This window comes from Streptomyces sp. NPDC046925, assembly GCF_040644915.1.
GTDB lineage: Bacteria > Actinomycetota > Actinomycetes > Streptomycetales > Streptomycetaceae > Streptomyces.
In genome coordinates this window covers 465,255-488,432 of the sequence record NZ_JBEYWZ010000003.1, presented here as the reverse complement: position 1 = coordinate 488,432, position 23,178 = coordinate 465,255, and the positions used below count along the sequence as shown (strand labels likewise).

Below are 23,178 nucleotides of genomic sequence, written 5' to 3'. Positions count from 1 at the left end.
AGAGCACGTATGAGCGGGCCTGTCACGGATGAGCGCGAGCCCGTGAGCGGGTGTCAGGGACGCGGCGCGCAGCCCAGTACGTGGGCCTTCACCAGCTCGGCGATCGCGGGATCCCGGCTCCGGAAGGCGGACACGAGGGCCTCGTGCTCCTCCGCGTACGACTGCTGCACCGTCCCGAGCCAGCGGATCGAGAGAGCCGTGAAGACCTCGATGCCCAGGCCCTCCCAGGTGTGCAGGAGCACGGAGTTGTTCGCGGCCCGCACCAACTCCCGGTGGAAACCGACCGTGTGGCGCACCTGGGACGTGCCGTCGGCGGCCCGGTCGGCCTCGTACAGGGCGGCGACATGGGGTTCGAGGGCCGAGCAGTCACCGGCCAGGCTCTCCGCCGCGAGCTCGGCGGCGATGGCCTCGAGGCCCGCGCGGACGGGGTAGCTCTCCTCCAGGTCCGCCGCGGTCAGATTCCGCACGCGCACGCCCTTGTTGGGCGCCGATTCGATGAGCCGCAGCGTCTCCAGCTCGCGCAGCGCCTCCCGTACGGGCGTCTGCGAGACCTCGAGCTCCACGGCGATCCGCCGCTCGACGATCCGCTCGCCCGGCTGCCAGCGCCCGCTGACGATCCCCTCCACGATGTGCTCGCGGATCTGTTCGCGCAGCGAGTGAACGACGGGCGCGGTCATGTGGGCTCCTCCTGCGGGGGCAGCGCCCCGGGGCGTGGTGACCCCTAGACAATACGGCGACGCCCCCGTTCGGAAACCTCCGAACGGGGGCGTACGCGCTGATGAGACGAGTCTTACAGCCCTGGCTCCGCAGAACCGCAGGCCGTAGGACTACAGGCCGAGCTCGACCTCGAACTCGCCGGCCTCCAGGATCGCCTTGACCGTGGTCAGGTAACGGGCGGCGTCCGCGCCGTCCACCAGACGGTGGTCGTAGGAGAGCGAGAGGTACGTCATGTCACGGACCGCGATGGTCTCGCCGAGGTCCGGGTGGTTGATGACGACCGGACGCTTGACCGTGGCACCGATGCCGAGGATGGCGGCCTGGTTCGGCGGCACGATGACCGTGTCGAACAGGGCACCGCGCGAACCGGTGTTGGAGACCGTGAAGGTGGCGCCGGACATGTCGTCCGGGGTGAGGCCACCGCCGCGGGCCTTGCCGGCGAGCTCGGCGGTCTTCTTGGAGATACCGGCGATGTTCAGGTCGCCCGCACCCTTGATGACCGGCGTCATCAGACCCTTCTCGGCGTCAACGGCGATGCCGATGTTCTCCGAGTCGAAGTACGTGATGGTGCCCTCGTCGTCGTTGATCCGGGCGTTGACGACCGGGTGGGCCTTCAGCGCCTGGGCGGCGGCCTTGACGAAGAACGGCATCGGGGAGAGCTTGACGCCCTCACGGGCCGCGAACGCGTCCTTCGCCTTGGCGCGCAGCTTCATCAGCTTCGTGATGTCGACCTCGACGACCGAGGTCAGCTGGGCCTGCGAGTGCAGCGCCTTCATCATGTTGTCGCCGATGACCTTGCGCATGCGGGTCATCTTGACCGTCTGGCCGCGCAGCGGGGACGCCTCGATGGACGGGGCCTTCGAAGCGGCCGGGGCGGCGGCCGGAGCCGGGGCCGCGGACTTCTTGGCCTCGGCGGCGGCGATGACGTCCTGCTTGCGGATGCGGCCGCCGACGCCGGTGCCCTTGACGTCCGAGAGGCTCACGCCGTGCTCGTTGGCCAGCTTGCGGACCAGCGGCGTGACGTACGCGCCGTCGTCGGCCGGGGAGGACTGGGCCGGGGCGGCGGGCGCGGCGGGCGCCTGCGCCGGAGCAGCGGCCGGGGCCGGAGCCGGAGCAGCCGGAGCCGCGGGCTGAGCCGGAGCCGGAGCGGCAGCGGCGGGCGCGGCCGGGGCGGCGGGCTCGGGAGCCGGAGCCGCGGGGGCGGCCGGGGCGGGCTTCTCGGCGGCCGGAGCGGCCGGGGCAGCCGGCGCGGCAGCGGCCGGAGCGGCACCGGCGGCGCCGATGACGGCGAGCTTGGCGCCGACCTCAGCGGTCTCGTCCTCGCCCACGACGATCTCGAGCAGGACGCCCGCGGCCGGGGAGGGGATCTCGGTGTCGACCTTGTCCGTGGAGACCTCGAGCAGGGGCTCGTCCTCCGCGACCTCCTCGCCGACCTCCTTCAGCCAACGGGTGACGGTGCCCTCGGTGACCGACTCGCCCAGTGCGGGCAGCGTGACGTCGGTGCCCTCGGCGGAGCCACCGGCCGGGGCGGCCGGAGCGGCCGGGGCCTCGGCGGCGGGAGCCGGAGCGGCGGGGGCCTCGGCGGCCGGGGCCGGAGCCTCGGCCTGCGCGGGCTCGGCGGCCGGGGCGGACTCGGCCGCGGGGGCGCCGCTGCCGTCGTCGATGACGGCAAGCTCTGCGCCGACCTCGACCGTCTCGTCCTCGGCGACCTTGATGGAGGCCAGGATGCCCGCGGCAGGGGAGGGGATCTCGGTGTCGACCTTGTCGGTCGAGACCTCGAGCAACGGCTCGTCGGCCTCGACGCGCTCGCCCTCGGCCTTCAGCCAACGGGTGACAGTGCCCTCGGTGACGCTCTCGCCGAGCGCCGGAAGGGATACGGAAACCGCCATGGTTTCAGTTGCTCCTTACGAATTGCGGAAGTCTGTGTCGTCGCGCCCGAAACTGAGGGTCAGTCGTGGGAGTGGAGAGGCTTGCCCGCGAGGGCCAGGTGAGCCTCGCCCATCGCCTCGTTCTGCGTCGGGTGGGCGTGGATGAGCTGGGCGACCTCGGCCGGCAGCGCTTCCCAGTTGTAGATCAGCTGGGCTTCGCCGACCTGCTCGCCCATGCGGTCGCCGACCATGTGGACGCCGACCACGGCACCGTCCTTGACCTGGACGAGCTTGATCTCGCCCGCGGTCTTGAGGATCTTGCTCTTGCCGTTGCCCGCCAGGCTGTACTTGAGGGCGACGACCTTGTCCGCGCCGTAGATCTCCTTGGCCTTGGCCTCGGTGATGCCCACGGAGGCGACCTCGGGGTGGCAGTACGTCACCTTCGGCACGCCGTCGTAGTCGATCGGGACGGTCTTGAGACCGGCCAGGCGCTCCGCCACCAGGATGCCCTCGGCGAAGCCGACGTGCGCGAGCTGGAGGGTCGGCACCAGGTCGCCCACGGCCGAGACGGTCGGGACGTTGGTCTGCATGTACTCGTCGACGAGGACGAAGCCGCGGTCCATCGCGACGCCCTGCTCCTCGTAGCCGAGGCCCTGGGAGACCGGGCCGCGGCCGATGGCGACGAGCAGCACCTCGGCGTCGAAGGTCTTGCCGTCGGCAAGGGTCACGCGGACGCCGTCCTGCGTGTACTCGGCCTTCTCGAAGAAGGTGCCGAGGTTGAACTTGATGCCGCGCTTGCGGAACGCGCGCTCAAGAAGCTTCGAGGAGTTCTCGTCCTCGACGGGCACGAGGTGCTTGAGGCCCTCGACGACGGTCACCTCGGCCCCGAAGGACTTCCACGCCGAGGCGAACTCGACGCCGATGACGCCGCCGCCCAGGATGATCGCGGACTTCGGCACGCGGTCCAGGGTCAGGGCGTGGTCCGAGGAGATGATGCGGTTGCCGTCGATCTCCAGGCCCGGCAGCGACTTCGGCACGGAGCCGGTCGCGAGGAGCACGTGGCGGCCCTGGACGCGCTGGCCGTTCACGTCCACGGAGGTCGGGGACGAAAGCTTGCCCTCGCCCTCGATGTACGTCACCTTGCGCGAGGCGATGAGTCCCTGCAGGCCCTTGTAGAGGCCCGAGATCACGTCGTCCTTGTACTTGTGGACGGCCGCCATGTCGATGCCCTCGAAGGTGGCCTTCACGCCGAACTGGTCGGCTTCGCGTGCCTGGTCGGCGACCTCGCCGGCGTGCAGCAGCGCCTTCGTGGGGATGCAGCCGTTGTGCAGGCAGGTGCCGCCGACCTTGCCCTTCTCGATCAGGGCGACGTCCAGGCCCAGCTGCGACGCGCGCAGTGCCGCGGCGTAACCGCCGCTACCGCCGCCGAGGATCACTAGGTCGAAAACGGTGCTGGCGTCGTTCGCCACGTCACGTCCTCCATGCATGTGCGCCGTACGCCGGACCGCTCTTCCCGTGGGACGACCGGTCGGTCGGCTGGTATTCGGCCGCTCTTGTTTCGGCCCTGTGGTGGGGGCCCTGTCCTGCCGAGAACCCATCTTCGCACTTGTCGGCGGGAGGTGGGACGGCGGGCCGGGCTGTGAGACGTCTGATTCGCCACGTCCGGGCGTTACTCAGGCGTATGAACGTACGGATTTCGTCGAGGGCGAAATCGGCCGGAAGCAGCCCGGGGCCCGGACATCTGGGTGTCCGGGCCCCGGCCCGCGTACGAGAGATCAGCAGGTCAGCCGAGGTCGCCCGCGGCCGTGCGCTCGGCCAGGCGGACCAGGGTACGGACCGCGGTGCCGGTGCCGCCCTTGGGCGTGTAGCCGAAGGGGCCGCCCTCGTTGAAGGCGGGACCCGCGATGTCCAGGTGCGCCCAGGTGATGCCCTCGCCGACGAACTCCTTCAGGAAGAGACCGGCCACCAGACCGCCGCCCATGCGCTCGCCCATGTTGGCGATGTCGGCGGTGGGGGAGTCCATGCCCTTGCGCAGGTGCTCGGGGAGCGGCATCGGCCAGGAGGGCTCGCCCGCCTCCTCGGAGGCGTCGTGGATCGCGGCGCGGAAGGCGTCGTCGTTGGCCATGATGCCGAAGGTGCGGCTGCCGAGCGCCATCATCATCGCGCCGGTCAGGGTGGCCACGTCGACGATCGCGTCGGGCTTGTCCTCGGAGGCCTTGGCGATCGCGTCGGCCAGGACCAGACGGCCCTCGGCGTCCGTGTTCAGGACCTCGACGGTCTTGCCGCTGTACATCCGCAGGACGTCGCCGGGGCGGGTCGCGGAGCCGGACGGCATGTTCTCGGCGAGCGCCAGCCAGCCGGTGACGTTCACTTCGAGGCCCAGGCGCGCGGCGGAGACGACGGCGGCGAAGACGGCCGCGGCACCGGCCATGTCGCACTTCATCGTCTCGTTGTGACCGGCGGGCTTGAGCGAGATGCCGCCCGAGTCGTACGTGATGCCCTTGCCGACGAAGGCGAGGTGCTTCTTCGCCTTGGACGAGGTGTACGAGAGCTTCACCAGGCGCGGCGGGGCCTCCGAGCCGACGCCGACGCCGAGGATGCCGCCGTAGCCGCCCTTGGTGAGCGCCTTCTCGTCCAGGATCTGGACCTTGATGCCGTGCTCCTTGCCGGCCGCGGACGCGACGGCGGCGAAGGCCTCGGGGTTCAGGTCGTTCGGCGGGGTGTTGATCAGGTCGCGGGCGCGGTTGAGCTCCTCGGCCACGGCGGTGGCGCGCTCGACGGCGGCCTTGTACGCCTTGTCGCGGGGCTTGCCGCCGAGCAGGGCGATCTCGGCGAGCGGCCCCTTGGCGTCCTTGCCCTTGCCCTTTGAGGAACCGTTTTCCTTGTAGGCGTCGAAGGAGTACGCGCCGAGCAGCGCGCCCTCGGCGATCGCGCCGGTGTCGTCGGCGTCCTCGGCGGGCAGCGCGAACGCGGCCTTCTTCGAACCGGACAGGGCACGCGCGGCGGTACCGGCGGCGCGGCGCAGGGCGTCGGTGCCGTACGTCTCGTCCTTCTCCGGCACCGTGCCGAGACCGACCGCGACGACGACCGGGGCCTTGAAGCCCGACGGCGCGGGCAGCTTGGTCACCTCGCCCTCGCCGCCGGTGGCGCCGAGGGTCTCCAGGACGGAGGCGAGCTTGCCGTCGTACGCCTTGTCCACGGCTTCGGCGCCCGGAGCGACGACCGGCCCCTTGGCGCCCTTCGCGACGCCGACGACGATCGCGTCGGCACGCAGGCCGGACGCTGCGGCAGTGCTGAGAGTCAGAGCAGTCACGGTGGTGAATTCTCGCTTCCGTTGAGTTCTTGGCCGATGGGGTGGGTCGACCCGGCCCGGCGCCAGCCTAGAACGGGCCGAAAGGGCGCCGGACATGAGCCTACGCGCGTCGCGCCCGTTCGATCGTGTCGGCGTGGATTCATCCGTTCGTGGCGGCGTTTTTATGTTTCACGATGGCGGGCCCATGAGTTTCAGCCGAGGGCCAGAACCACTAGGGCCGCGGTGGCCGCGGTCTCCGCGAGCGCGCCGAAGACATCGCCGGTGATGCCCCCGAAGCGGCGGACGCAGTGCCGCAGGAGGAGTTCGGCGGCGCACACCGCGAGGACCACGGACGCCGCGTGCTGCAGGACCCCGTACGCCCCGAACGGCAGGGCGGCGAGCCCGGCCGCCGCGGTGACGAGCGCCGTCACTAGCAGGGCGGCGCCCCGGGGAACCGTTCCGGCCACCGCCGCGCCGAGCCCCTCCGGACGGGCCGGGGGGATGCCCGTGCGGGCGGCCAGGGTGAGCGCGAGGCGGGCGGCGGTCGCCGAGACCGCCGCGGCGAGTGCGCCCCGGGTCCACGAGGTCTCGTACAGCTGGAAGAGGACGGCCACCTGGGCGAGCAGCGTGAAGAGCAGGGTGATGACGCCGAAGGGGCCTACGTCGGACTGCTTCATGATGCGCAGGGCCTGGTCGGCGGGCTTGGCGCTGCCGAGGCCGTCGGCGGTGTCGGCGAGGCCGTCGAGGTGGAGGCCGCGGGTGAGGACGGCGGGGGTCGCGGCGGTCGCCGTGGCGGCCAGGAGCGGCCCTGCGCCCAGTGCCATGAGCGCGCCGCCGAGTGCGGCCGCGCAGAGGCCCACCACCAGCCCCGGCAGGGGAGCACCGAGCATGCCCGCGCGGGCGGCTTCGCGGTCCCACTTGGTGACCTTGACGGGGAGGGCGGTGAGGGTGCCGAAGGCGAAGCGGAGTCCGTCGGCGGGGGAGGTTCGGGGCACCGCGGAAGGCTACCTGGGTCCGCCCCCCGGCCGGTCGGGCCGGGCGTGCGGCAAGCGGATCACCGGCCCAGGATGGGCCCATGGCCGACTGGTGGTACCGGAACATCGTGGAGCCGGGGAAGCTGCCGCTTCTCCTGGCCCTGCTCGCCTTCGTGGGGACCTTTCTCGTCACGAGGACCATCACGCGCCTCATCCGTGCGGGGAAAGGCCCCTTCCGGAACATCAGTTCGGGTGACGTTCATATCCACCACGTCGTGCCCGGCGTCTTCCTCATGCTCGTGGGCGGATTCTGGGCGGTCGCGGCCGGCCGGCACAGCCTCGCCTCGATGTTCGCGGCGGTGTTCTTCGGCATCGGCGCCGGTCTCGTACTGGACGAGTTCGCGCTGATCCTCTACCTCGACGACGTCTACTGGAGCGAGCGCGGCCGCAAGAGCGTCGAGGTCGTGATGCTGACCGCGGCCCTGGTGGTCCTCGTGCTCACCGGCTTCACGCCGTTCGGGGTGAACGACCTGACGCCCGAGGAGCGGAGCAACCGCGCGGGCTTCGCCCTGAACATCGCCGTCAACTGCTGCTTCGCCCTGATCGCCCTGGTCAAGGGCAAGCTCCGTACGGCCCTGATCGGCATCGTGGTCCCGCTGGTCGCCCTTGTGGGCGCGATCCGCCTCGCCCGGCCGGGGTCGGCATGGGCCAGGCGCTTCTACCGCAACCGGCCCCGCGCCCGCGCCCGTGCGGGCCTGCGCGTCTTCCGCCACGACCGCCGCTGGGCCGGACCGCACCGCAGGGTTCAGGACTGGATCGGCGGCAAACCCGACCCGGAACTGGCGCGCCCGCGCCGCTGAAGCACCGCCGAGCAGGCGCAGAGCACCAGGGCCGCCGCGATCGCCGCCAGATGTTCCCGGCCCGCGAGATTGTTCTTGACGATCACCTCGACGACCATCAGCACGATCACGAGCCCCGCCGTGAACCACGCCCGATAGCGCCAGCACACATAGACCGCGAGCCCGACCACCGCGGCGGACGGGCCGGTGTCGACGACCTGCGCGTCCGACGCGGGAAGCCCCAGCGGGCCGCCGGGACCCCATTCGATGCCCACGCGCGCGTAGAGCGTGCCCGCGAGGGTGGCGGCGTAGCCGATGACGAGCGTGCGCCACCAGCCGATGCAGATCTCCGCGATGCCGAACACCAGCAGCATCTGCGCGAGGGCGCCCCAGACGGGCAGGTCGAGGGCGGGCACGAAGAGCGAGAGCGGGGTGCGGAGCAGGGCGAGCCAGAGCGGGTCCTCGGCCCGTACGGAGCCGATGTTCTGCACGAACTGATAGCCCCACGGCTGGTTCTGCGTGAACTGGAGCAGGGCGGTGAGGCAGACGGCGGTCAGGGCCATGGGCGCGGCCCGCCACCGCCGCTCGGCGATGCCGTTCCGTACGGCGGCGTACAGCGGTCCCCACTCGGCACGCGCCAGACGGGCCGGGCTGCGGCCCGCGGCCGGGGGACTCGCCGGGGAACTCATCGTCGGGACTCCAGGTGCTTGCGGTGCGCCCACTTGGGCAGGCCCGGCGCTTCCAGGAAGCCCTCCGCGCGGGCCGACGCGATGCCGATGCGCGGCAGGTCGCCGCTCTTCTCGAAGAGCAGGAAGCGGGGCTCCCAGATCGGGCGGTACTTCGCGTTGGCGCGGTACAGCGACTCGATCTGCCACCACTTGGAGAAGAAGGTGAGCAGCGAGCGCCACAGCCGCAGGACCGGGCCCGCGCCGAGCCGCGAGCCACGTTCGAAGACCGACCTGAACATCGCGAAGTTGAGCGAGACCTGCGTGATCTTGATCTCGGCGGCGCGCTGGAGCAGTTCGATGACCATGAACTCCATCAGGCCGTTCTCGGCGTCGCGGTCGCGCCGCATCAGGTCGAGCGAGAGCCCGTTCGGCCCCCAGGGCACGAAGGAGAGCACCGCCTTCAACTCGCCCGCCCCTTCCCCCGCGCTGCTGTCCCTGCATTCGAGCATCACGCACCGCCCGTCCGCCGGATCGCCGAGCCGTCCGAGCGCCATGGAGAAGCCGCGCTCGGTCGCCCCGTCACGCCAGTCGTCGGCGCGCTCAAGGAGGTACGCCATCTCGTCGGCCGGGATGTCCTCGTGGCGGCGGATCCGCACCTCGTAACCGGCCCGCTTGACCCGGTTGTACGCCTGGCGGACCGTCCGCATGGCCCGCCCCTCCAGGGTGAACTCTCCGGTCTCGACGATCGCTTCGTCGCCCAGTTCGAGCGCGTCGAGGCCGTGCCGGGCGTAGATCGTGCCCGCCTCCTCGCTGGCGCCCATCACGGCCGGGAGCCAGCCGTGTTCGCGTGCGTCGGCCAGCCAGGGCTCGATGGCGCCCGGCCAGGCCTCCGGATCCCCGATGGGATCACCGGAGGCCAGGGAGACACCCCCGATGACCCGGTAGGCGACCGCCGCCTTGCCGCTCGGCGACCAGACGACGCTCTTCTCGCGCCGCAGCGCGAAGTAGCCGAGCGAGTCGCGCTCCCCGTACTTGTCGAGCAGCGCGTGCAGCTTGTGCTCGTCCTCCTCGGTGAGCGGGTCGACCGCCTTGCGCGAGCGGAAGGCCGCGTACAGGACGGCGAGCAGGAGCAGCGTGCTGAGCACGTTGATGGTGACGTTGACCCAGCCGGGCGTGGCGATGCCCTCGAAGCGCTCGTCGTCGGCGGCCAGCGAGACCAGGCGCATCAGGCCGTAGCGCCAGCGGTCGAGGAAGGTCGAACGGTAGTCGTCGTGCGCCCGGTTGGTGACGCCGACCAGGAACGCGGCGATCAGCGAGGTCACCAGGAGACCGCCGACGGCGACCGCCGCGGCCAGCTTCGGGTTGGAGCGGTCGCCCTTGGCGTAGAACTCCCGCCGCCCGACGAGCAGCGAGGCGACGAAGGCGGCGGTCAGGGCCAGCGAGATCCAGTTCTGCGCGTACCGGCGAATCTCCGGGAAGACCATCGCGAAGGCGAAGAGGAGCAGGAAGAGCCCGCTCAGTACGAGGTTGAGAATCCAGGCGGCGCGTTTGCGGCGGCGCATCGTGATCGCCAGGAACATCGTGAACGCGCCGGACGCGAAGCCCGCGGTGAGCATGTACGGCGTGAAGTAGTTCTCGGTGTTGTGCCGCCGCAGGTCCTGCCCCAGGGAGACCCAGACCGCGCTCAGGAAGTTGATGAAGGTGACGGCGCGGAGGTACCAGACGCTGAAGGCCGCGGCGAGCCGCCGCCTGCGCAGATCGCGTCGGCGCCCGGCGGCAGCAGATTGCTCATCTCCCATGAAAAGGGATCATATGGGCCATACCGGGCAGCCCTTGGACGTGAGCGGGTCGCGCCGCCTTCGGATACGAGCGGGCCGCGCCGCCCTCTGCTGCTACTCGGCCTCGGTCTGCGTATCCGGCTCCGTCCCGGTGTCCGTCCCGGCGTCCGCCTCCGGCTCGGCCTTCCGCTCGGGCAGCTCCGCGGAGAGCGCCGCGGCGGCCCGTACCAGCGGCAGCGCGAGAAGCCCGCCGACCCCCTCGCCCACCTGCACGCCCTGTTCGAGCACGGGGTCGAGAGCCATCCGGTCCAGTGCCTTGGCCTGCGCGGGCTCCCCGCTGCTGTGCCCCGCGAGCCACCAGTCCGGCGCCCGGAAGGCGACCCGCTGGGCCACGAGTGCCGCCGCCGACGCCACGACGCCGTCCAGGATGACCGGCGTACGCCGCACGGCGCTCTGCAGCAGGAACCCGGTCATGGCGGCGATGTCCGCCCCGCCCACCGCCGCGAGCAGCTCCAGCTGGTCTCCGAGTACGGGCCGCGCCCGTCGCAGCGAATCGCGGACCGCCGCGCACTTGCGCATCCACGCGAGGTCGTCGATCGGGGCACCGCCGCGGCCGGTCACCACGGACGCGTCGGTCCCGCACAGCGCGGCGACCAGCGTCGCCGCGGGCGTCGTCCCGCCGACGCTCACGTCACCGAGCACGACCAGGTCGGTCCCGGAGTCGGCCTCCTCGTCGGCGACGGCCATCCCGGCGCGCACCGCGGCCTCGGCCTCCTCGGCCGTCAGCGCGTCCTCGATGTCGGTGCGCCCCGAGCCGCGCCGCACCCGGTGCCCCGCCACCTCCGCGGGAAGGTCGGCCGCGTCGCAGTCCAGGGCCACGTCGACGACCCGGACGGGCACGTCGAGGCGGCGCCCGAGAACGGCCACGGGGCTCTCTCCGGAGAGCACGGCACGGACGAGGTCCGCCGCGCCGCCCGCGGGCCGCGCGGACACGTCGAGCTGCGCGACCCCGTGGTCACCCGCGAAGAGGATGACGCGCGGTCGCTCGATCGGCTTGACCGGCACCGAGGACTGGGCCGCGGACAGCCACTCGCCCAGTTCGTCCAGGCGGCCGAGCGCTCCGGGCGGCACGCTCTGCCGCTCCCTGCGCTCCTCGGCGTCGCGGCGCACCCCGCCGTCGGGCCGCTCGATCAGGTCGGTGAAGTCGTCGAGATTCAGCGAGCTCATTCGCCGAACAGTACCGGCAGGGTCCGGCCCCGGATCAGACGGCCCGGCAGCAGGCGTCCGGGCGTGCGCGACACCGCGGAGCGGGCCATCTCCACGGTGTCGTTGCGCCGGTGCCGACCGCCCGTTACGTACGTTTATGTTCCCTTACGTGCGAACCGAGGAGCCCGTTACGTCCATGCCCGTCACGCCCACGCACACCGCACGGGCCGCCGCCGCCCGGGCCGAGAAGGTCTTCGCCGTGCCGTACTCCGTCCGCCGCCACCGGGCACGGGCCCGGGCGATGGCCCCGTTCGGCGAGCCCGAGAGCTGGCTGGACATCGACACCGGGCACGGCCACTTCCCCGCCGTCGCGCGGGAGGTGCACCCGTACACCGCCTTCGACGGGCTCGACCCGACCGGGCGCGTGGAGGAGGGGCGCAGGGCCGGGCGCGTGGAGGAGGCGCATGTCGGGCTCCTCGCCGACCTGGCGACGGGGCTCGCGGGGCGCTACGACGTGCTGAGCATGTTCCACTACCTGGAGCGCAGCGAGGACCCGCGCATCGAACTCATCGCCGCCCGCACGGTGTTGCGGCCCGGCGGCCATCTCATGATCGAGGTCCCCGTCCCGCAGAGCCGGTACGCCAGACTCCTCGGCAAGGGATGGCTCCGACCGGGGCCCCACCACCCGCGGCCAGGCCCTCACCAGCCGCTGCCGGGCCCCCACCACGACATCCCGCTCTCCGCGCTCCGGCGCGATCTCGAAAGCCTCGGCTACACCGTCGTGGCGACCGAGCGGCGCGAGCCGCACATCCCGTTCGACCTGGCCGCGGGCCTGGCCCTCGCCCTCGGCCGCATGCGCGCCACGGCCCGCGTCGCGGCCCCGCTGCTGGCCGCCGCGGCCCTGGTCGACCGCCTCCTCGCCCCGCTGGTCAGCCGCACCCGGTTCTCCAACGCCTACCGGGTCATCGCCCGCAGGGGCCCCAAGAAGTGAGGGGCCGGGTCAGCCCCGCAGGGTGAGCGCCTGACCCGCGACGACCATCAGGACGTGCTCGCACTCCGCCGCGAACGCCGCGTTCAGACGGCCCAGTTCATCGCGGTAGCGGCGGCCCGACGCGGTCGCGGGGACGATGCCGGAGCCGACCTCGTTCGACACGGCGACGACCGTGCGCCGGGTCGCGCGCACCGCGTCCGTGAGCTCGGCGACCCGCTTGCGCAGCGCCCGCTCGCCCCCGCCCGCCCATTCGGCGTCGTCCCACGCGTTCACCTCGTCCATGGCGTACGTCAGCCACAGCGACAGGCAGTCCACGAGCAGGGGAGGACCGTCGTCGGCGAGCAGCGGCACGAGGTCGCAGGTCTCGGTGGTGCTCCACGACGCGGGCCGCCGGTCACGGTGGGCGCTCACCCGGTCCGCCCACTCCGAGTCGCCGTTCCTGGTCCCGCCGGTGGCCACGTAGAGGACCTCGGGGAAGGCTTCCAGACGCCGCTCGGCCTCCACCGACTTCCCGGACCTCGCGCCGCCCAGCACCAGGGTGCGGCGCGGCACGTCCGGTACGTCCTCGTAGGCGCCGACCACCAGCGTCGTCCCGTCCGGCACGGCCCGCGCACCGGCGGCCGCGAGTCTGCGGGTCAGCTCCGCGCCCGGCGGCACGTCATGGTCCAGATGGACGGCGACGACGTCCGTGGTCGCCCCGATCGCGCCCGCCGCCCGCAGCCGCGCGAGCCCGTCGGGGCGCCCGATCACGTCCGCGACGACCATCTCGTACGCCGGATGCCCGTCCGGCACCCCGGCCGGCGCGCCCTGCGGCGGCAGATAGAGCAGCCGCTCGCCGTCGGGGCCCGTCACCTCGTATCCCGTGCCCGGATGGTCCATCGCCACCGCGCGCACCCGGTGCCCGGTGAGCAGCGCGAGCTCGCGCCCGTCGGGCACCCGGCCGGGCTGCGGGAGCCCTGCGGGCACCTCCACCGAGGGCCCGTCGTGCGGATGGGAGAGCAGAACCTGCCGTACGCCGCCGAGCGAGTGCCCGGCGCGGGCGGCCGCGAAGGCGGCACCAGGCGTGAGGTCGAGCAGCAGGATGCCGTCCACCAGGAGCGCGGTGGCGGCGCGCGCGGCGCCGCCGAGCGCGGTCGCGCAGGCCGCGCAGGGGCAGTCGGAGCGGGGCAGGCCCTCGGGAGCGCCGGTGCCGAGCAGAGTCAGTTCCACAGGAAGATCCTCCCGCGTCGCCGCGAGCGCCGCTCGCCCGGCTAGGCTTCAAGCGGCTTCACACAGCTGTCGGACCATCTGGAGGCTGGCATGGCGGCATGGACGTGGCGGTTCGAGAAGGCGGACGGGACGGAGGTCCAGCCCGCTCTGACGCCCGAAGAGTTCACCACTCAGGGAGACGCGGAGTCCTGGGTCGGCGAGTTCTGGAAAGAGCTCGCCGAGGGCGGCGCCGACCAGGTGTCGCTCTTCGAGGACACGAACAAGATCTACGGACCGATGAGCCTGCACGCGGAGGACGCGGCGCAGGGATGAGTGACGCCCGGACGTGAACGCGTGAGGGGCGGCCGCATCAGCGGCCGCCCCTCACGCCGTTCCCGTCGCTCTTCCCGCTACATCTCGCCCAGGGTGAGATCGGCGGTCTTGTCGGAGCCGTCCCTGGTGTACGTCACCTCTGCCTTGTCGCCCGGCTTCTCCCCGGCAAGGACCTCGGAGAGCGAGGTGATCGTGGTGATCTCGGTATCGCCCAGCTTGGTGATGATGTCGCCGGCCTCCATGCCCGCCTTGGCCGCCGCGCCGTCCTTCTGCGCCTCGACGACGGCGACGCCCGCGGGCTTGTAGTCCTCGCCGAGGACCGTGCGTCCCGTGATGCCGAGGGCGGCCCGGCCCGAGTCGGTGACGCTGCCGTCCTTGATGATCTGGTCGGCGACCGTCTTCACCATCGACGACGGGATGGCGAACCCGATGCCGGGCGCCGCGCTGTCGCCCATCTGGGGGTCGGACGCGGCGAGCGTCGGAATGCCGATGACCTCGCTGTCGAGGGTGACGAGGGCGCCGCCGCTGTTGCCGGGGTTGATCGCGGCGGACGTCTGCACCATGTTCGCGATGGTGGCGCCGGGGGAGCCCTCCGAGCGGGGCTCGCTGACGGTCCTGCCGGTGGCGGAGATGATGCCCTGCGTGACGCTGGAGGACAGACCGAGCGGCGACCCCATGGCGAGCACGATCTGCCCGACCTCGGCCTTCGTGGAGTCCGCGAACTTCGCCGCCTTGAGCCCGTCCGGCGGATTGTCGAGCTTGATGACGGCGAGATCCTGCTCGGGGTAGGAGCTGACGAGCTTCGCGGTCAGGGCCTGCTCACCGGTGGCCGTCGTGACCTTGAAGGTGCGCTCCTTGCCCACGACGTGGGCGTTGGTGACGATGTGGCCCTTGTCGTCGTAGACGACGCCGGAGCCGAGGCTCTCGGAGGCGTCGATCTGGACGACCGACGGCAGGACGTCCTTGATGACCTGCTGATAGTCGTCCTGCAGACCGCTGTCCGCCTTGGGCGCGGCTTGAGTGGTGGACCCACCGGATTCCCCGGAACCGGAACCGGAACCAGAACCGGATGCGGAGCAGCCGCCGAGCAGCAGCCCGGCGGCGACGACAGCGGCGGCGGTGACGTTACGGGTACGCGAGACGTTCATGTCCCGAGTGTCACGTTCGCCCCCATACGTCGCCCTGAGATGCAGGGCAATCGGGTGGGTGGGTGGGAAAGATCCGCCGCGAAGCGGCAGTCCAATCAGTCCCGCACCCCACACACATGCAACAGAGCCGCGACCCGGCGATACGGGTCGGTCCGCCCGGCCCGCTCCTCGGCGGCGAGCAGCGCCGCCAGTTCCGCGTCCCCGGGCACGGCCGCATCATCCGCAGCGCCATCGGTGAAGACCCGCACCCCGTACCAGGCGTGCAGCGGCGCCGCGATCCCCGCGAGCGAAGCGGACACCGCGTCGAGCCGGTCGGCCCGCGCCTCGAGACCGAGCCGATTGCGGTACACGGTGGAGTCGAAGGCCCCCATCGCCCCCGCCCAGTCCCCGGCGAGCCCCGGCCGCATGGCCAGCGCGTCCGCGTTCCGTACGAGCAGGGAGAGCAGCCCGCCGGGCGCCAGCATCCGGGCAAGGCCCGCGAGCAGCGCGTCCGGCTCCTCGACGTACATCAGCACGCCGTGGCACAGCACGACGTCGAAGCTGCCCGGCAGGAAGTGCACCCCGGTGTCGCGCCCGTCGCCCTCGACGATGCGCACCCGCCCCTGGATGCCCTCGGGCTCGGTGCCGAGCGCCTCGCGCGCCGCGGCCACCATCGCCGAGTCCTGCTCGACGCCCGTCACCTTGTGCCCGGCGCGGGCGAGCCGCAGCGCCTGCGTGCCCTGGCCCATGCCCACGTCGAGCACGCGAAGGCGCTGCCCCACGGGGAATCGCCCGGCTATCTGCTCGTCGAGCTGCCGGGTCACCAGCTCCTGGCGTACGGCGTTACGCAGGCCACCCAGCTTCTGAAGCCACGCAGCGGCCCCGCCGGCGAAACCGCTCAGGGCCGCTCTCCGCGCTTGACCTGCGGCTTCGGCAGTCGCAGCCGGCGCATCTGGAGCGTACGCATCAGGGCGTAGGCGACGGCGCCCTTCTTGCTCTCGCTCGGGAAGCGCTCGTTCAGGCGCTTCTTCAGGCGGAAGGCCGTCGTCACCGAGTCCACGATGATCAGGACGATCACGAAGAGCCAGAGCAGCAGCGCGATGTTCTGCAGCTGCGGAACGCGGACCATGCTCAGTACGAGGATGATCACCGCGAGCGGCAGGAAGAACTCGGCGATGCAGAACCGCGAGTCGACGAAGTCGCGCGCGAACTTGCGCACGGGACCCTTGTCGCGGGCGGGCAGATAGCGCTCGTCACCGCTGGCGAGCGCCTGGCGCTGCTTGTCCATCTGGACGCGGCGTTCATTGCGCTGCCGCTTCGCCGCCTCCTTGCGCGTCACGGGCGTATTGGCCACGCTGCGGCGCTGGGTCTGGGCCTCACTGCGCTTGGGCGTGGGGCGGCCCTTCGGGGCCTGCGGGTCACGGGGCTGCTGGGAGTCGGTCACCGGGGCCTTGCTCGCCGGGGCCTTCTCGTCCTTGGATCGGCTACGGAACACAAAACCCAAGGGTACGTGGTGCGAACGCATGGACCCCCGCCCGACGGGGAACGATCCGGCAACACCGGGCGTCTTGATTGTGTGGCTAAGGGGATGTTCCGTGTGGTTTACAAGCGGTTTTCGGGCGGTTCCCGGGGGTGCACCTACTCCCTACGCCTGAGCCCGGCCGGACACAGTCGTCCTTGGGGATGAGCGCATCCGCACGCGAACAGTGCGGTAATGGATGCAGGGCCCGTACTGTGGGTTCTGTTGCAGTACCTGGAGCTGGAAGTCCGTCAGAAGGGGGCGCGCGAAGCCCATGAGCGGTGTCATGAAGCGTATGGGGATGATCTTCCGCGCGAAGGCGAACAAGGCCCTTGACCGGGCCGAGGACCCGCGCGAAACCCTCGATTATTCGTACCAGAAGCAGCTTGAGCTGCTGCAGAAGGTGCGCCGCGGTGTCGCCGACGTGGCGACCTCGCGCAAGCGCCTGGAACTGCAGCTGAGCCAGCTCCAGAAGCAGTCCTCCACCCTTGAGGACCAGGGCCGCAAGGCTCTCGCCCTCGGGCGCGAGGATCTGGCCCGCGAGGCGCTCTCGCGCCGTGCGGCGCTGCAGCAGCAGGTGACCGACCTGGAGACGCAGCACCAGACGCTCCAGGGCGAGGAGGAGAAGCTCACCCTCGCGGCGCAGCGCCTGCAGGCCAAGGTCGACGCCTTCCGTACGAAGAAGGAGACGATCAAGGCCACGTACACCGCCGCCCAGGCGCAGACCCGGATCGGCGAGGCCTTCTCCGGCATCTCCGAGGAGATGGGCGACGTCGGCATGGCCATCCAGCGCGCCGAGGACAAGACCGCGCAGCTCCAGGCGCGGGCGGGCGCGATCGACGAGCTCCTGGCCTCCGGTGCTCTCGACGACTCCTCCGGGCTCGCCAAGGACGACATCCAGTCCGAGCTGGATCGCCTCTCCGGTGGTACTGATGTAGAGCTGGAACTGCAGCGGATGAAGGCCGAGCTGGCCGGCGGCTCGACGGCGAAGCAGGCCATCGAGCCGGGTCAGGGTCAGCCCCAGGCCCAGCAGCCGCAGGACACTCCGCGCTTCGACAAGCAGTAGTTCACCGCTCACGTCCGAGGAGGGCGACATGATCGTACGGATCATGGGGGAGGGGCAGGTGAAGCTGGCCGACAGCCACTTCACCGAACTGAACAAGCTGGACGACGAGCTGCTCGCCGAGATGGAGGGCGGCGACGAGTCCGGCTTCCGCCGGACGCTGGGCGCGTTGCTGGACAAGGTCCGGGAGCTGGGCGAACCCCTCCCGGACGACGCCCTGGAACCCTCCGAACTGATCCTGCCGGGCCCGGACGCGACCCTGGACGAGGTCCGCGACATGCTGAGCGACGACGGCTTGATTCCCGGCTAGGGAATGGACCCGGGGCGAACGGTCGGGCGAGCGGGCCCCTTACCGTTTAGGGCGTGACCACTCTCGTGCGAGGCCGTTGCTGGGCCAAGGCGCATCCCCTGGCCGTGGACGGCGCCCTCGCGGCAGCCGTCCTCGTGTGCATGGTCGTCGGTTCCTTCGTCGAGCCGTACGGCCATGACGGCGGCCCCACCTGGGGCACCCGCACCCCCGGCGCGCTCAGCCTCGTCCTGATGGTGCTCGGCGCCGTCGCGCTGGTCTTCCGCCGCCGCGCCCCCTGGGTCGTGCTCGCGGCGACCTGCTGCTTCACCGTCGTCGACCTGGTCACCGGCGAATTCCGCGGCGGTGTCGTGATGAGCGTGGTCATCGCCCTCTTCACGGTCGCCGCCCGCACCGACCGCCACACCACCTGGCGCGTCGGCCTGATCACCATGACCGGCCTCACCGCGGTGGCGATGCTGGCGGGCCCCCTGCCCTGGTACGCCCAGGAGAACCTCGGCATCTTCGCCTGGACCGGCATGGCCGCGGCCGCCGGTGACGCCGTCCGCAGCCGCCGGGCCTTCGTGGACGCCATACGGGAGCGTGCCGAACGCGCGGAACGCACCCGCGAGGAGGAGGCCCGGCGCCGCGTCGCCGAGGAACGGCTGCGCATCGCCCGCGATCTGCACGACGTGGTGGCCCACCACATCGCCCTCGTCAACGTCCAGGCAGGCGTGGCCGCCCACGTCATGGACAAGCGCCCCGACCAGGCCAAGGAAGCCCTCTCCCACGTACGAGACGCCAGCCGCTCCGCGCTCGACGAACTGCGCGCCACCGTAGGCCTGCTGCGGCAGACCGGCGATCCCGAGGCGCCCACCGAACCCGCACCGGGCCTGGCCCGCCTCGACGACCTCGTCGAGACCTTCCGGCACGCGGGCCTCCCCGTCGAGGTCACCTGCGGCGACGCGGCCACGGACCTGCCCGCCGGAGTCGACCTGGCCGCCTACCGCATCATCCAGGAAGCCCTCACGAACGTGCAGAAGCACGCGGGGACGGGCGCGAAGGCCGAGGTCAGCGTCATCCGCGTAGGACCGAACGCCGAGATCACGATCCTGGACGACGGCGGGGGCGAGAAGAAGGAGCAGAGCGGCCGGAGCGACGGCGGCGGACACGGCCTGCTCGGCATGCGCGAACGCGTCAGCGCCCTGAACGGCCGCTGCACCGCGGGACCCCGCTACGGCGGCGGTTTCCGCGTCCATGCGATCCTGCCCGTCACGGCAAAGCCGGTCACCCCGGCAGAGGGAGGGACCGCGTGACGATCCGGGTGCTGCTCGCCGACGATCAGGCGTTGCTGCGCAGCGCGTTCAAGGTGCTCGTCAACTCCGAGCCCGACATGGAGGTCGTCGCCGAGGCGTCGGACGGCGCGGAGGCCGTCGAACTCGCCAAGTCGCAGGCCGCGGACGTCGTCCTGATGGACATCCGCATGCCCGGCACGGACGGCCTGGCCGCCACCCGCCAGATCAGCGCCGACCCCGCCCTGGCCCACGTACGGGTGGTCATGCTGACGACCTTCGAGGTCGACGAGTACGTGGTGCAGTCGCTGCGCGCCGGTGCCTCCGGCTTCCTGGGCAAGGGCGCGGAGCCGGACGAACTGCTCGGCGCGATCCGGATCGCGGCCGCGGGCGACGCGCTGCTCTCCCCGGTGGCGACGAAGGGCCTGATCGCCAAGTTCCTCGCGCAGGGCGACGGTTCGGACGACGACGGCGGGGTGCGCGGCGAGCGGCTCGACGCACTCACCGGGCGCGAGCGCGAGGTCCTCGTCCAGGTCGCGGGCGGGCATTCGAACGACGAGATCGCCGAGCGGCTCGAGGTCAGCCCGCTCACCGTGAAGACGCACGTGAACCGTGCGATGGCGAAGCTGGGCGCCCGCGACAGGGCACAACTCGTCGTCATTGCCTACGAATCGGGCCTGGTACGTCCAAGGGTGGAGTGAGTGCGGGCGCAACGTACTGCGCCCGCAGTATGCGCCGCATAAGAACGGGTCCTCGGAGTGACGATTCCTGCCCTGGACATGGCAGATCGTGTAGGGGGCACCGGCGCGCCGGTGCCCGTTCCTGCGCAGTACGCCACAGAGAGAGACCACCATGTCCTGGCTGTCCCGGTTCAGCCTCGCCCAACGGGCCCTTGTCGGGCTGATATCGATCATCGCGCTTGTCTTCGGCGCGATCGCGATCCCTCAGCTCAAGCAGCAGCTGCTGCCCTCCATCGAACTCCCGATGGTGTCCGTCCTGGCCCCGTATCAGGGCGCGTCCCCCGATGTGGTCGAAAAGCAGGTCGTCGAGCCGCTCGAATCGTCCCTCGACGCGGTCGACGGCATCACCGGCATCACCTCCACGGCGAGCGAGGGCAACGCCGTGATCATGGCCCAGTTCGACTACGGCAGCGGCTCCAAGCAGCTCGTCGCCGACGTCCAGCAGGCCGTGAACCGCGCCGGGGCCCAGCTCCCCGACGACGTCGACCCGCAGGTCATCGCGGGCTCCACGGACGACATCCCGACCGTGGTCCTCTCCGTCACCTCCGACAAGGACCAGCAGGCGCTCTCCGACCAGCTCGACCGCACCGTCGTCCCCGCCATGGAGGACATCGACGGCGTCGCCCAGGTCACCGTCGACGGCGTACGCGACCTCCAGGTCGACGTCACCCCCGACGAGAAGAAGCTGGCGAAGGCGGGCCTGACCCCGGCCGCGCTCGGACAGGCGCTCCAGGCCGGCGGCGCCACGCTCCCCGCGGGCTCCTTCGACGAGGACGGCAAGAACCGCACCGTCCAGGTGGGCGGCGGCTACACCTCCCTGAAGCAGATCCAGAACCTGATGGTCACCCCCGAGGCCAAGCCGGGCTCCCCGGCGGGCGCGGGCAAGCCGGTGCGCCTCGGTGACCTCGCCACGGTGAAGCAGCAGCCGTCGGAGGCCACGTCCATCACGCGGACCAACGGCAAGCCCAGCCTCGCCGTCGCGATCACGATGGACCAGGACGGCAGCGCCGTCGCCATCTCCGACGCGGTCAAGGACAAGCTGCCCGACCTGCGCAAGGACCTGGGCAAGGGCTCCGACCTGACGGTCGCCAGCGACCAGGGCCCGGCCGTGTCCAAGTCCATCGACGGTCTCACCACCGAGGGCGCGCTCGGCCTGGTCTTCGCGGTCCTGGTCATCCTGGTCTTCCTCGCGTCGATCCGCTCGACGCTGGTCACCGCGGTCTCCATCCCGCTCTCGGTCGTCCTCGCCCTGATCGTGCTGTGGACGCGTGACCTCTCCCTGAACATGCTCACGCTCGGCGCGCTGACCATCGCCATCGGCCGTGTCGTCGACGACTCGATCGTGGTCCTGGAGAACATCAAGCGGCACCTCGGATACGGCGAGGAGCGCGAGGCCGCGATCATCACGGCGGTCAAGGAGGTCGCGGGCGCCGTGACGTCCTCGACCCTGACGACCGTCGCGGTGTTCCTGCCGATCGGCCTGGTCGGCGGCATGGTGGGCGAGCTCTTCGGCTCCTTCTCGCTGACCGTCACGGCGGCGCTCCTGGCGTCCCTGCTCGTCTCCCTCACGGTCGTGCCGGTCCTCTCGTACTGGTTCCTGCGTCCCCCGAAGGACGTGCGCGGCGCCGACCCGGAGGAGGCCCGCCGCAAGGCCGAGGAGAAGGAGGCGAAGAGCAGGCTCCAGCGCATTTACGTCCCCGTCCTGCGCTTCGCGACCCGTCGCCGCTTCACCAGCCTCGTCATCGCGATCGTGATCCTCGTGGGCACGTTCGGCATGGCGCCGCTCCTGAAGACCAACTTCTTCGACCAGGGCGAGCAGGAAGTCCTGACGATCAAGCAGGAGTTGAAGCCGGGCACCAGCCTGGCGGCGTCCGACGCGTCGGCCAAGAAGATCGAGAAGATGCTCGACGGCCTGGACGAGATCAAGGACTACCAGGTCACGGTCGGCTCCTCCGGCTTCATGGCGGCCTTCGGCGGCTCCACGGACACCAACCAGGCGTCCTACACCCTGACGCTCAAGGACAAGGCTGCGTACGACAAGACGCAGGACAAGGTCGAGGAGGAGCTCGGCAAGCTCTCCGGCATCGGCCAGACGTCCATCGCGGCCGGTGACGGCTTCGGCAGCCAGGACCTGAGCGTGGTCGTCAAGGCCGCCGACGGCGACGTGCTGCGCAAGGCGTCCGACGAGGTGCGGGACGAGGTCGCGAAGATCGACGACGTCACGGACGTCCAGAGCGACCTGTCGCAGAGCATCCCGCGGATCTCGGTCAAGGCCAACGCCAAGGCCGCCGCGGCCGGGTTCAACGACACCACCCTCGGCCAGGCCGTCGCCCAGTCGGTGCGCGGTACCGAGAGCGGCAAGGCGATCCTGGACGACACCGAGCGCGACATCGTGGTGAAGTCGGCGCAGCCCGCGAAGACCATCGCCGAACTGCGCAAGCTCAACCTCGGCGCCGCGAAGCTCGGCGACATCGCCGACGTCAAGCTCGTCGACGGCCCGGTCTCCATGACCCGCATCGACGGCGCCCGCGCCGCGACGATCACCGCGAAGCCGACCGGCGAGAACACCGGCGCCGTCAGCGCCGACCTCACCAAGAAGCTCGACGCCCTGAAGCTGCCGGACGGCGCCACGGCGTCCATCGGCGGTGTCTCCGAGGACCAGGACGAGGCGTTCGCCTCGCTCGGCCTCGCGATGCTCGCGGCGATCGCGATCGTCTTCATGCTGCTCGTGGCGACGTTCCGCTCGCTGGTCCAGCCGCTGATCCTGCTGGTCTCGATCCCGTTCGCGGCGACGGGCGCGATCGGTCTCCTGATCGCCACCGACACCCCCATGGGCGTCCCGGCGATGATCGGCATGCTGATGCTGATCGGCATCGTGGTGACCAACGCGATCGTCCTGATCGACCTGATCAACCAGTACCGCACGCAGGGTCACGGTGTGGTCGAGGCAGTCGTCGAGGGCGGCCGGCACCGCCTCCGCCCGATCCTCATGACGGCCCTCGCGACCATCTTCGCCCTGCTCCCGATGGCCCTCGGCATCACGGGCGAGGGCGGCTTCATCGCCCAGCCGCTCGCGGTGGTGGTCATCGGCGGCCTGATCACGTCGACGCTCCTCACCCTCCTCCTCGTCCCGACGCTGTACGCGATGGTGGAACTCCGCAAGGAGCGTCGCCGCGCGAAGCGCGAGGCGAAGCGAGCAAAGAAGGCGGGCGACTCGACCGAGCAGCCCTCCGACGCCACGGAGCCTGCGCAGGTGTAACCAGGCTGCCCACGTTGTGGGCAGGCGTTCCGCACGGC

At 71.3% G+C, this 23,178-nt stretch carries 20 protein-coding genes; 8 read left to right on the top strand and 12 right to left on the bottom strand.

The window, feature by feature from the left end:
* Positions 1–53: 53 nt before the first annotated feature.
* The 5 genes from ABZ906_RS15445 to ABZ906_RS15425 form a co-directional block, all read right to left on the bottom strand.
* On the bottom strand, positions 54–677 hold the full coding sequence (locus tag ABZ906_RS15445) for a GntR family transcriptional regulator (RefSeq protein ID WP_190081302.1): 624 nt from the start codon (positions 675–677) through the stop codon (positions 54–56).
* Positions 678–827: 150 nt separating this feature from the next.
* The gene (gene sucB / locus ABZ906_RS15440) at positions 828–2,606 is read right to left on the bottom strand and encodes a 2-oxoglutarate dehydrogenase, E2 component, dihydrolipoamide succinyltransferase (RefSeq protein ID WP_361382170.1); all 1,779 of its coding nucleotides are present in this window, start codon (positions 2,604–2,606) and stop codon (positions 828–830) included.
* 59 nt (positions 2,607–2,665) lie between these two features.
* A complete protein-coding gene (lpdA, locus tag ABZ906_RS15435; RefSeq protein ID WP_361382167.1) occupies positions 2,666–4,054 on the bottom strand; it encodes a dihydrolipoyl dehydrogenase in 1,389 nt (462 codons plus the stop codon).
* Positions 4,055–4,368: 314 nt separating this feature from the next.
* Positions 4,369–5,898, bottom strand: a complete 1,530-nt coding sequence (locus ABZ906_RS15430; protein ID WP_361198960.1) for a leucyl aminopeptidase — start codon at positions 5,896–5,898, stop codon at positions 4,369–4,371.
* Between the two features lie 191 nt (positions 5,899–6,089).
* Positions 6,090–6,872 carry an adenosylcobinamide-GDP ribazoletransferase gene (locus ABZ906_RS15425; RefSeq protein WP_361382164.1) on the bottom strand — a complete coding sequence of 261 codons (783 nt, stop codon included), beginning with the start codon at positions 6,870–6,872 and terminating at the stop codon, positions 6,090–6,092.
* An 80-nt stretch (positions 6,873–6,952) separates the two neighbouring features.
* On the opposite strand from ABZ906_RS15425, the gene ABZ906_RS15420 reads away from it, so the two are divergent.
* Positions 6,953–7,711: a hypothetical protein gene (locus ABZ906_RS15420; RefSeq protein ID WP_361382161.1), complete on the top strand. Its 759-nt coding sequence runs from the start codon at positions 6,953–6,955 to the stop codon at positions 7,709–7,711.
* Here ABZ906_RS15420 and ABZ906_RS15415 read toward each other — a convergent pair.
* The 3 genes from ABZ906_RS15415 to cobT all read right to left on the bottom strand — a co-directional run bounded on the left by ABZ906_RS15415 (position 7,657) and on the right by cobT (position 11,363).
* The gene (locus ABZ906_RS15415; RefSeq protein ID WP_361382158.1) at positions 7,657–8,379 is read right to left on the bottom strand and encodes a hypothetical protein; all 723 of its coding nucleotides are present in this window, start codon (positions 8,377–8,379) and stop codon (positions 7,657–7,659) included. The genes ABZ906_RS15420 and ABZ906_RS15415 overlap by 55 nt on opposite strands.
* A complete protein-coding gene (locus tag ABZ906_RS15410; RefSeq protein WP_361382155.1) occupies positions 8,376–10,157 on the bottom strand; it encodes a phosphatidylglycerol lysyltransferase domain-containing protein in 1,782 nt (593 codons plus the stop codon). The genes ABZ906_RS15415 and ABZ906_RS15410 overlap by 4 nt, the downstream gene beginning before the upstream one ends.
* Positions 10,158–10,250: 93 nt before the next feature.
* Complete coding sequence (cobT, locus tag ABZ906_RS15405; RefSeq protein ID WP_361382152.1) at positions 10,251–11,363, bottom strand: nicotinate-nucleotide--dimethylbenzimidazole phosphoribosyltransferase; 1,113 nt, start codon at positions 11,361–11,363, stop codon at positions 10,251–10,253.
* 175 nt (positions 11,364–11,538) lie between these two features.
* Here cobT and ABZ906_RS15400 point away from each other — a divergent pair, with 175 nt between their 5' ends.
* The gene (locus ABZ906_RS15400) at positions 11,539–12,333 is read left to right on the top strand and encodes a class I SAM-dependent methyltransferase (protein ID WP_361382149.1); all 795 of its coding nucleotides are present in this window, start codon (positions 11,539–11,541) and stop codon (positions 12,331–12,333) included.
* A gap of 9 nt (positions 12,334–12,342) precedes the next feature.
* Here the strand turns inward: ABZ906_RS15400 and ABZ906_RS15395 are convergent, their stop codons facing one another.
* Positions 12,343–13,542 carry a bifunctional adenosylcobinamide kinase/adenosylcobinamide-phosphate guanylyltransferase gene (locus ABZ906_RS15395; RefSeq protein ID WP_361198981.1) on the bottom strand — a complete coding sequence of 400 codons (1,200 nt, stop codon included), beginning with the start codon at positions 13,540–13,542 and terminating at the stop codon, positions 12,343–12,345.
* Positions 13,543–13,632: 90 nt separating this feature from the next.
* Between ABZ906_RS15395 and ABZ906_RS15390 the strand changes: the two genes are divergently transcribed.
* Complete coding sequence (locus tag ABZ906_RS15390; protein ID WP_361382146.1) at positions 13,633–13,854, top strand: hypothetical protein; 222 nt, start codon at positions 13,633–13,635, stop codon at positions 13,852–13,854.
* 77 nt (positions 13,855–13,931) lie between these two features.
* Here the strand turns inward: ABZ906_RS15390 and ABZ906_RS15385 are convergent, their stop codons facing one another.
* From ABZ906_RS15385 to ABZ906_RS15375, 3 genes are all read right to left on the bottom strand, one after another.
* Entirely contained in the window at positions 13,932–15,002 is a 1,071-nt protein-coding gene (locus tag ABZ906_RS15385; protein ID WP_361382143.1) for a trypsin-like peptidase domain-containing protein, read from the bottom strand.
* Between the two features lie 95 nt (positions 15,003–15,097).
* Positions 15,098–15,805 (bottom strand): class I SAM-dependent methyltransferase, encoded by a 708-nt coding sequence (locus tag ABZ906_RS15380; protein WP_361382140.1) that lies wholly within the window; start codon positions 15,803–15,805, stop codon positions 15,098–15,100.
* Between the two features lie 74 nt (positions 15,806–15,879).
* Complete coding sequence (locus tag ABZ906_RS15375; RefSeq protein ID WP_361198993.1) at positions 15,880–16,506, bottom strand: DUF3043 domain-containing protein; 627 nt, start codon at positions 16,504–16,506, stop codon at positions 15,880–15,882.
* A gap of 268 nt (positions 16,507–16,774) precedes the next feature.
* Here ABZ906_RS15375 and ABZ906_RS15370 point away from each other — a divergent pair, with 268 nt between their 5' ends.
* From ABZ906_RS15370 to ABZ906_RS15350, 5 genes are all read left to right on the top strand, one after another.
* Positions 16,775–17,566, top strand: coding sequence for a PspA/IM30 family protein (locus ABZ906_RS15370; protein WP_361198996.1), 792 nt, complete (start codon positions 16,775–16,777; stop codon positions 17,564–17,566).
* Positions 17,567–17,594: 28 nt separating this feature from the next.
* Positions 17,595–17,873 carry a hypothetical protein gene (locus tag ABZ906_RS15365; protein ID WP_361382137.1) on the top strand — a complete coding sequence of 93 codons (279 nt, stop codon included), beginning with the start codon at positions 17,595–17,597 and terminating at the stop codon, positions 17,871–17,873.
* Between the two features lie 53 nt (positions 17,874–17,926).
* A complete protein-coding gene (locus ABZ906_RS15360) occupies positions 17,927–19,165 on the top strand; it encodes a sensor histidine kinase (RefSeq protein WP_361199002.1) in 1,239 nt (412 codons plus the stop codon).
* Entirely contained in the window at positions 19,162–19,842 is a 681-nt protein-coding gene (locus ABZ906_RS15355; protein ID WP_361199005.1) for a response regulator transcription factor, read from the top strand. Before ABZ906_RS15360 ends, ABZ906_RS15355 begins: the two co-directional genes overlap by 4 nt.
* A 151-nt stretch (positions 19,843–19,993) precedes the next feature.
* Complete coding sequence (locus ABZ906_RS15350) at positions 19,994–23,140, top strand: efflux RND transporter permease subunit (RefSeq protein WP_361382134.1); 3,147 nt, start codon at positions 19,994–19,996, stop codon at positions 23,138–23,140.
* Positions 23,141–23,178 lie beyond the last annotated feature (38 nt).

Excerpts from the sequence above, each read along its gene's own strand:
- ABZ906_RS15445 (WP_190081302.1), bottom strand. The coding sequence starts at position 677 with ATGACCGCGCCCGTCGTTCACTCGCTGCGCGAACAGATCCGCGAGCAC.
- sucB (WP_361382170.1), bottom strand. The coding sequence starts at position 2,606 with ATGGCGGTTTCCGTATCCCTTCCGGCGCTCGGCGAGAGCGTCACCGAG.
- ABZ906_RS15420 (WP_361382161.1), top strand. The coding sequence starts at position 6,953 with ATGGCCGACTGGTGGTACCGGAACATCGTGGAGCCGGGGAAGCTGCCG.
- ABZ906_RS15415 (WP_361382158.1), bottom strand. The coding sequence starts at position 8,379 with ATGAGTTCCCCGGCGAGTCCCCCGGCCGCGGGCCGCAGCCCGGCCCGT.
- ABZ906_RS15410 (WP_361382155.1), bottom strand. The coding sequence starts at position 10,157 with ATGGGAGATGAGCAATCTGCTGCCGCCGGGCGCCGACGCGATCTGCGC.
- cobT (WP_361382152.1), bottom strand. The coding sequence starts at position 11,363 with ATGAGCTCGCTGAATCTCGACGACTTCACCGACCTGATCGAGCGGCCC.
- ABZ906_RS15400 (WP_361382149.1), top strand. The coding sequence starts at position 11,539 with ATGCCCGTCACGCCCACGCACACCGCACGGGCCGCCGCCGCCCGGGCC.
- ABZ906_RS15390 (WP_361382146.1), top strand. The coding sequence starts at position 13,633 with ATGGCGGCATGGACGTGGCGGTTCGAGAAGGCGGACGGGACGGAGGTC.
- ABZ906_RS15385 (WP_361382143.1), bottom strand. The coding sequence starts at position 15,002 with ATGAACGTCTCGCGTACCCGTAACGTCACCGCCGCCGCTGTCGTCGCC.
- ABZ906_RS15375 (WP_361198993.1), bottom strand. The coding sequence starts at position 16,506 with ATGCGTTCGCACCACGTACCCTTGGGTTTTGTGTTCCGTAGCCGATCC.
- ABZ906_RS15370 (WP_361198996.1), top strand. The coding sequence starts at position 16,775 with ATGAGCGGTGTCATGAAGCGTATGGGGATGATCTTCCGCGCGAAGGCG.
- ABZ906_RS15365 (WP_361382137.1), top strand. The coding sequence starts at position 17,595 with ATGATCGTACGGATCATGGGGGAGGGGCAGGTGAAGCTGGCCGACAGC.
- ABZ906_RS15350 (WP_361382134.1), top strand. The coding sequence starts at position 19,994 with ATGTCCTGGCTGTCCCGGTTCAGCCTCGCCCAACGGGCCCTTGTCGGG.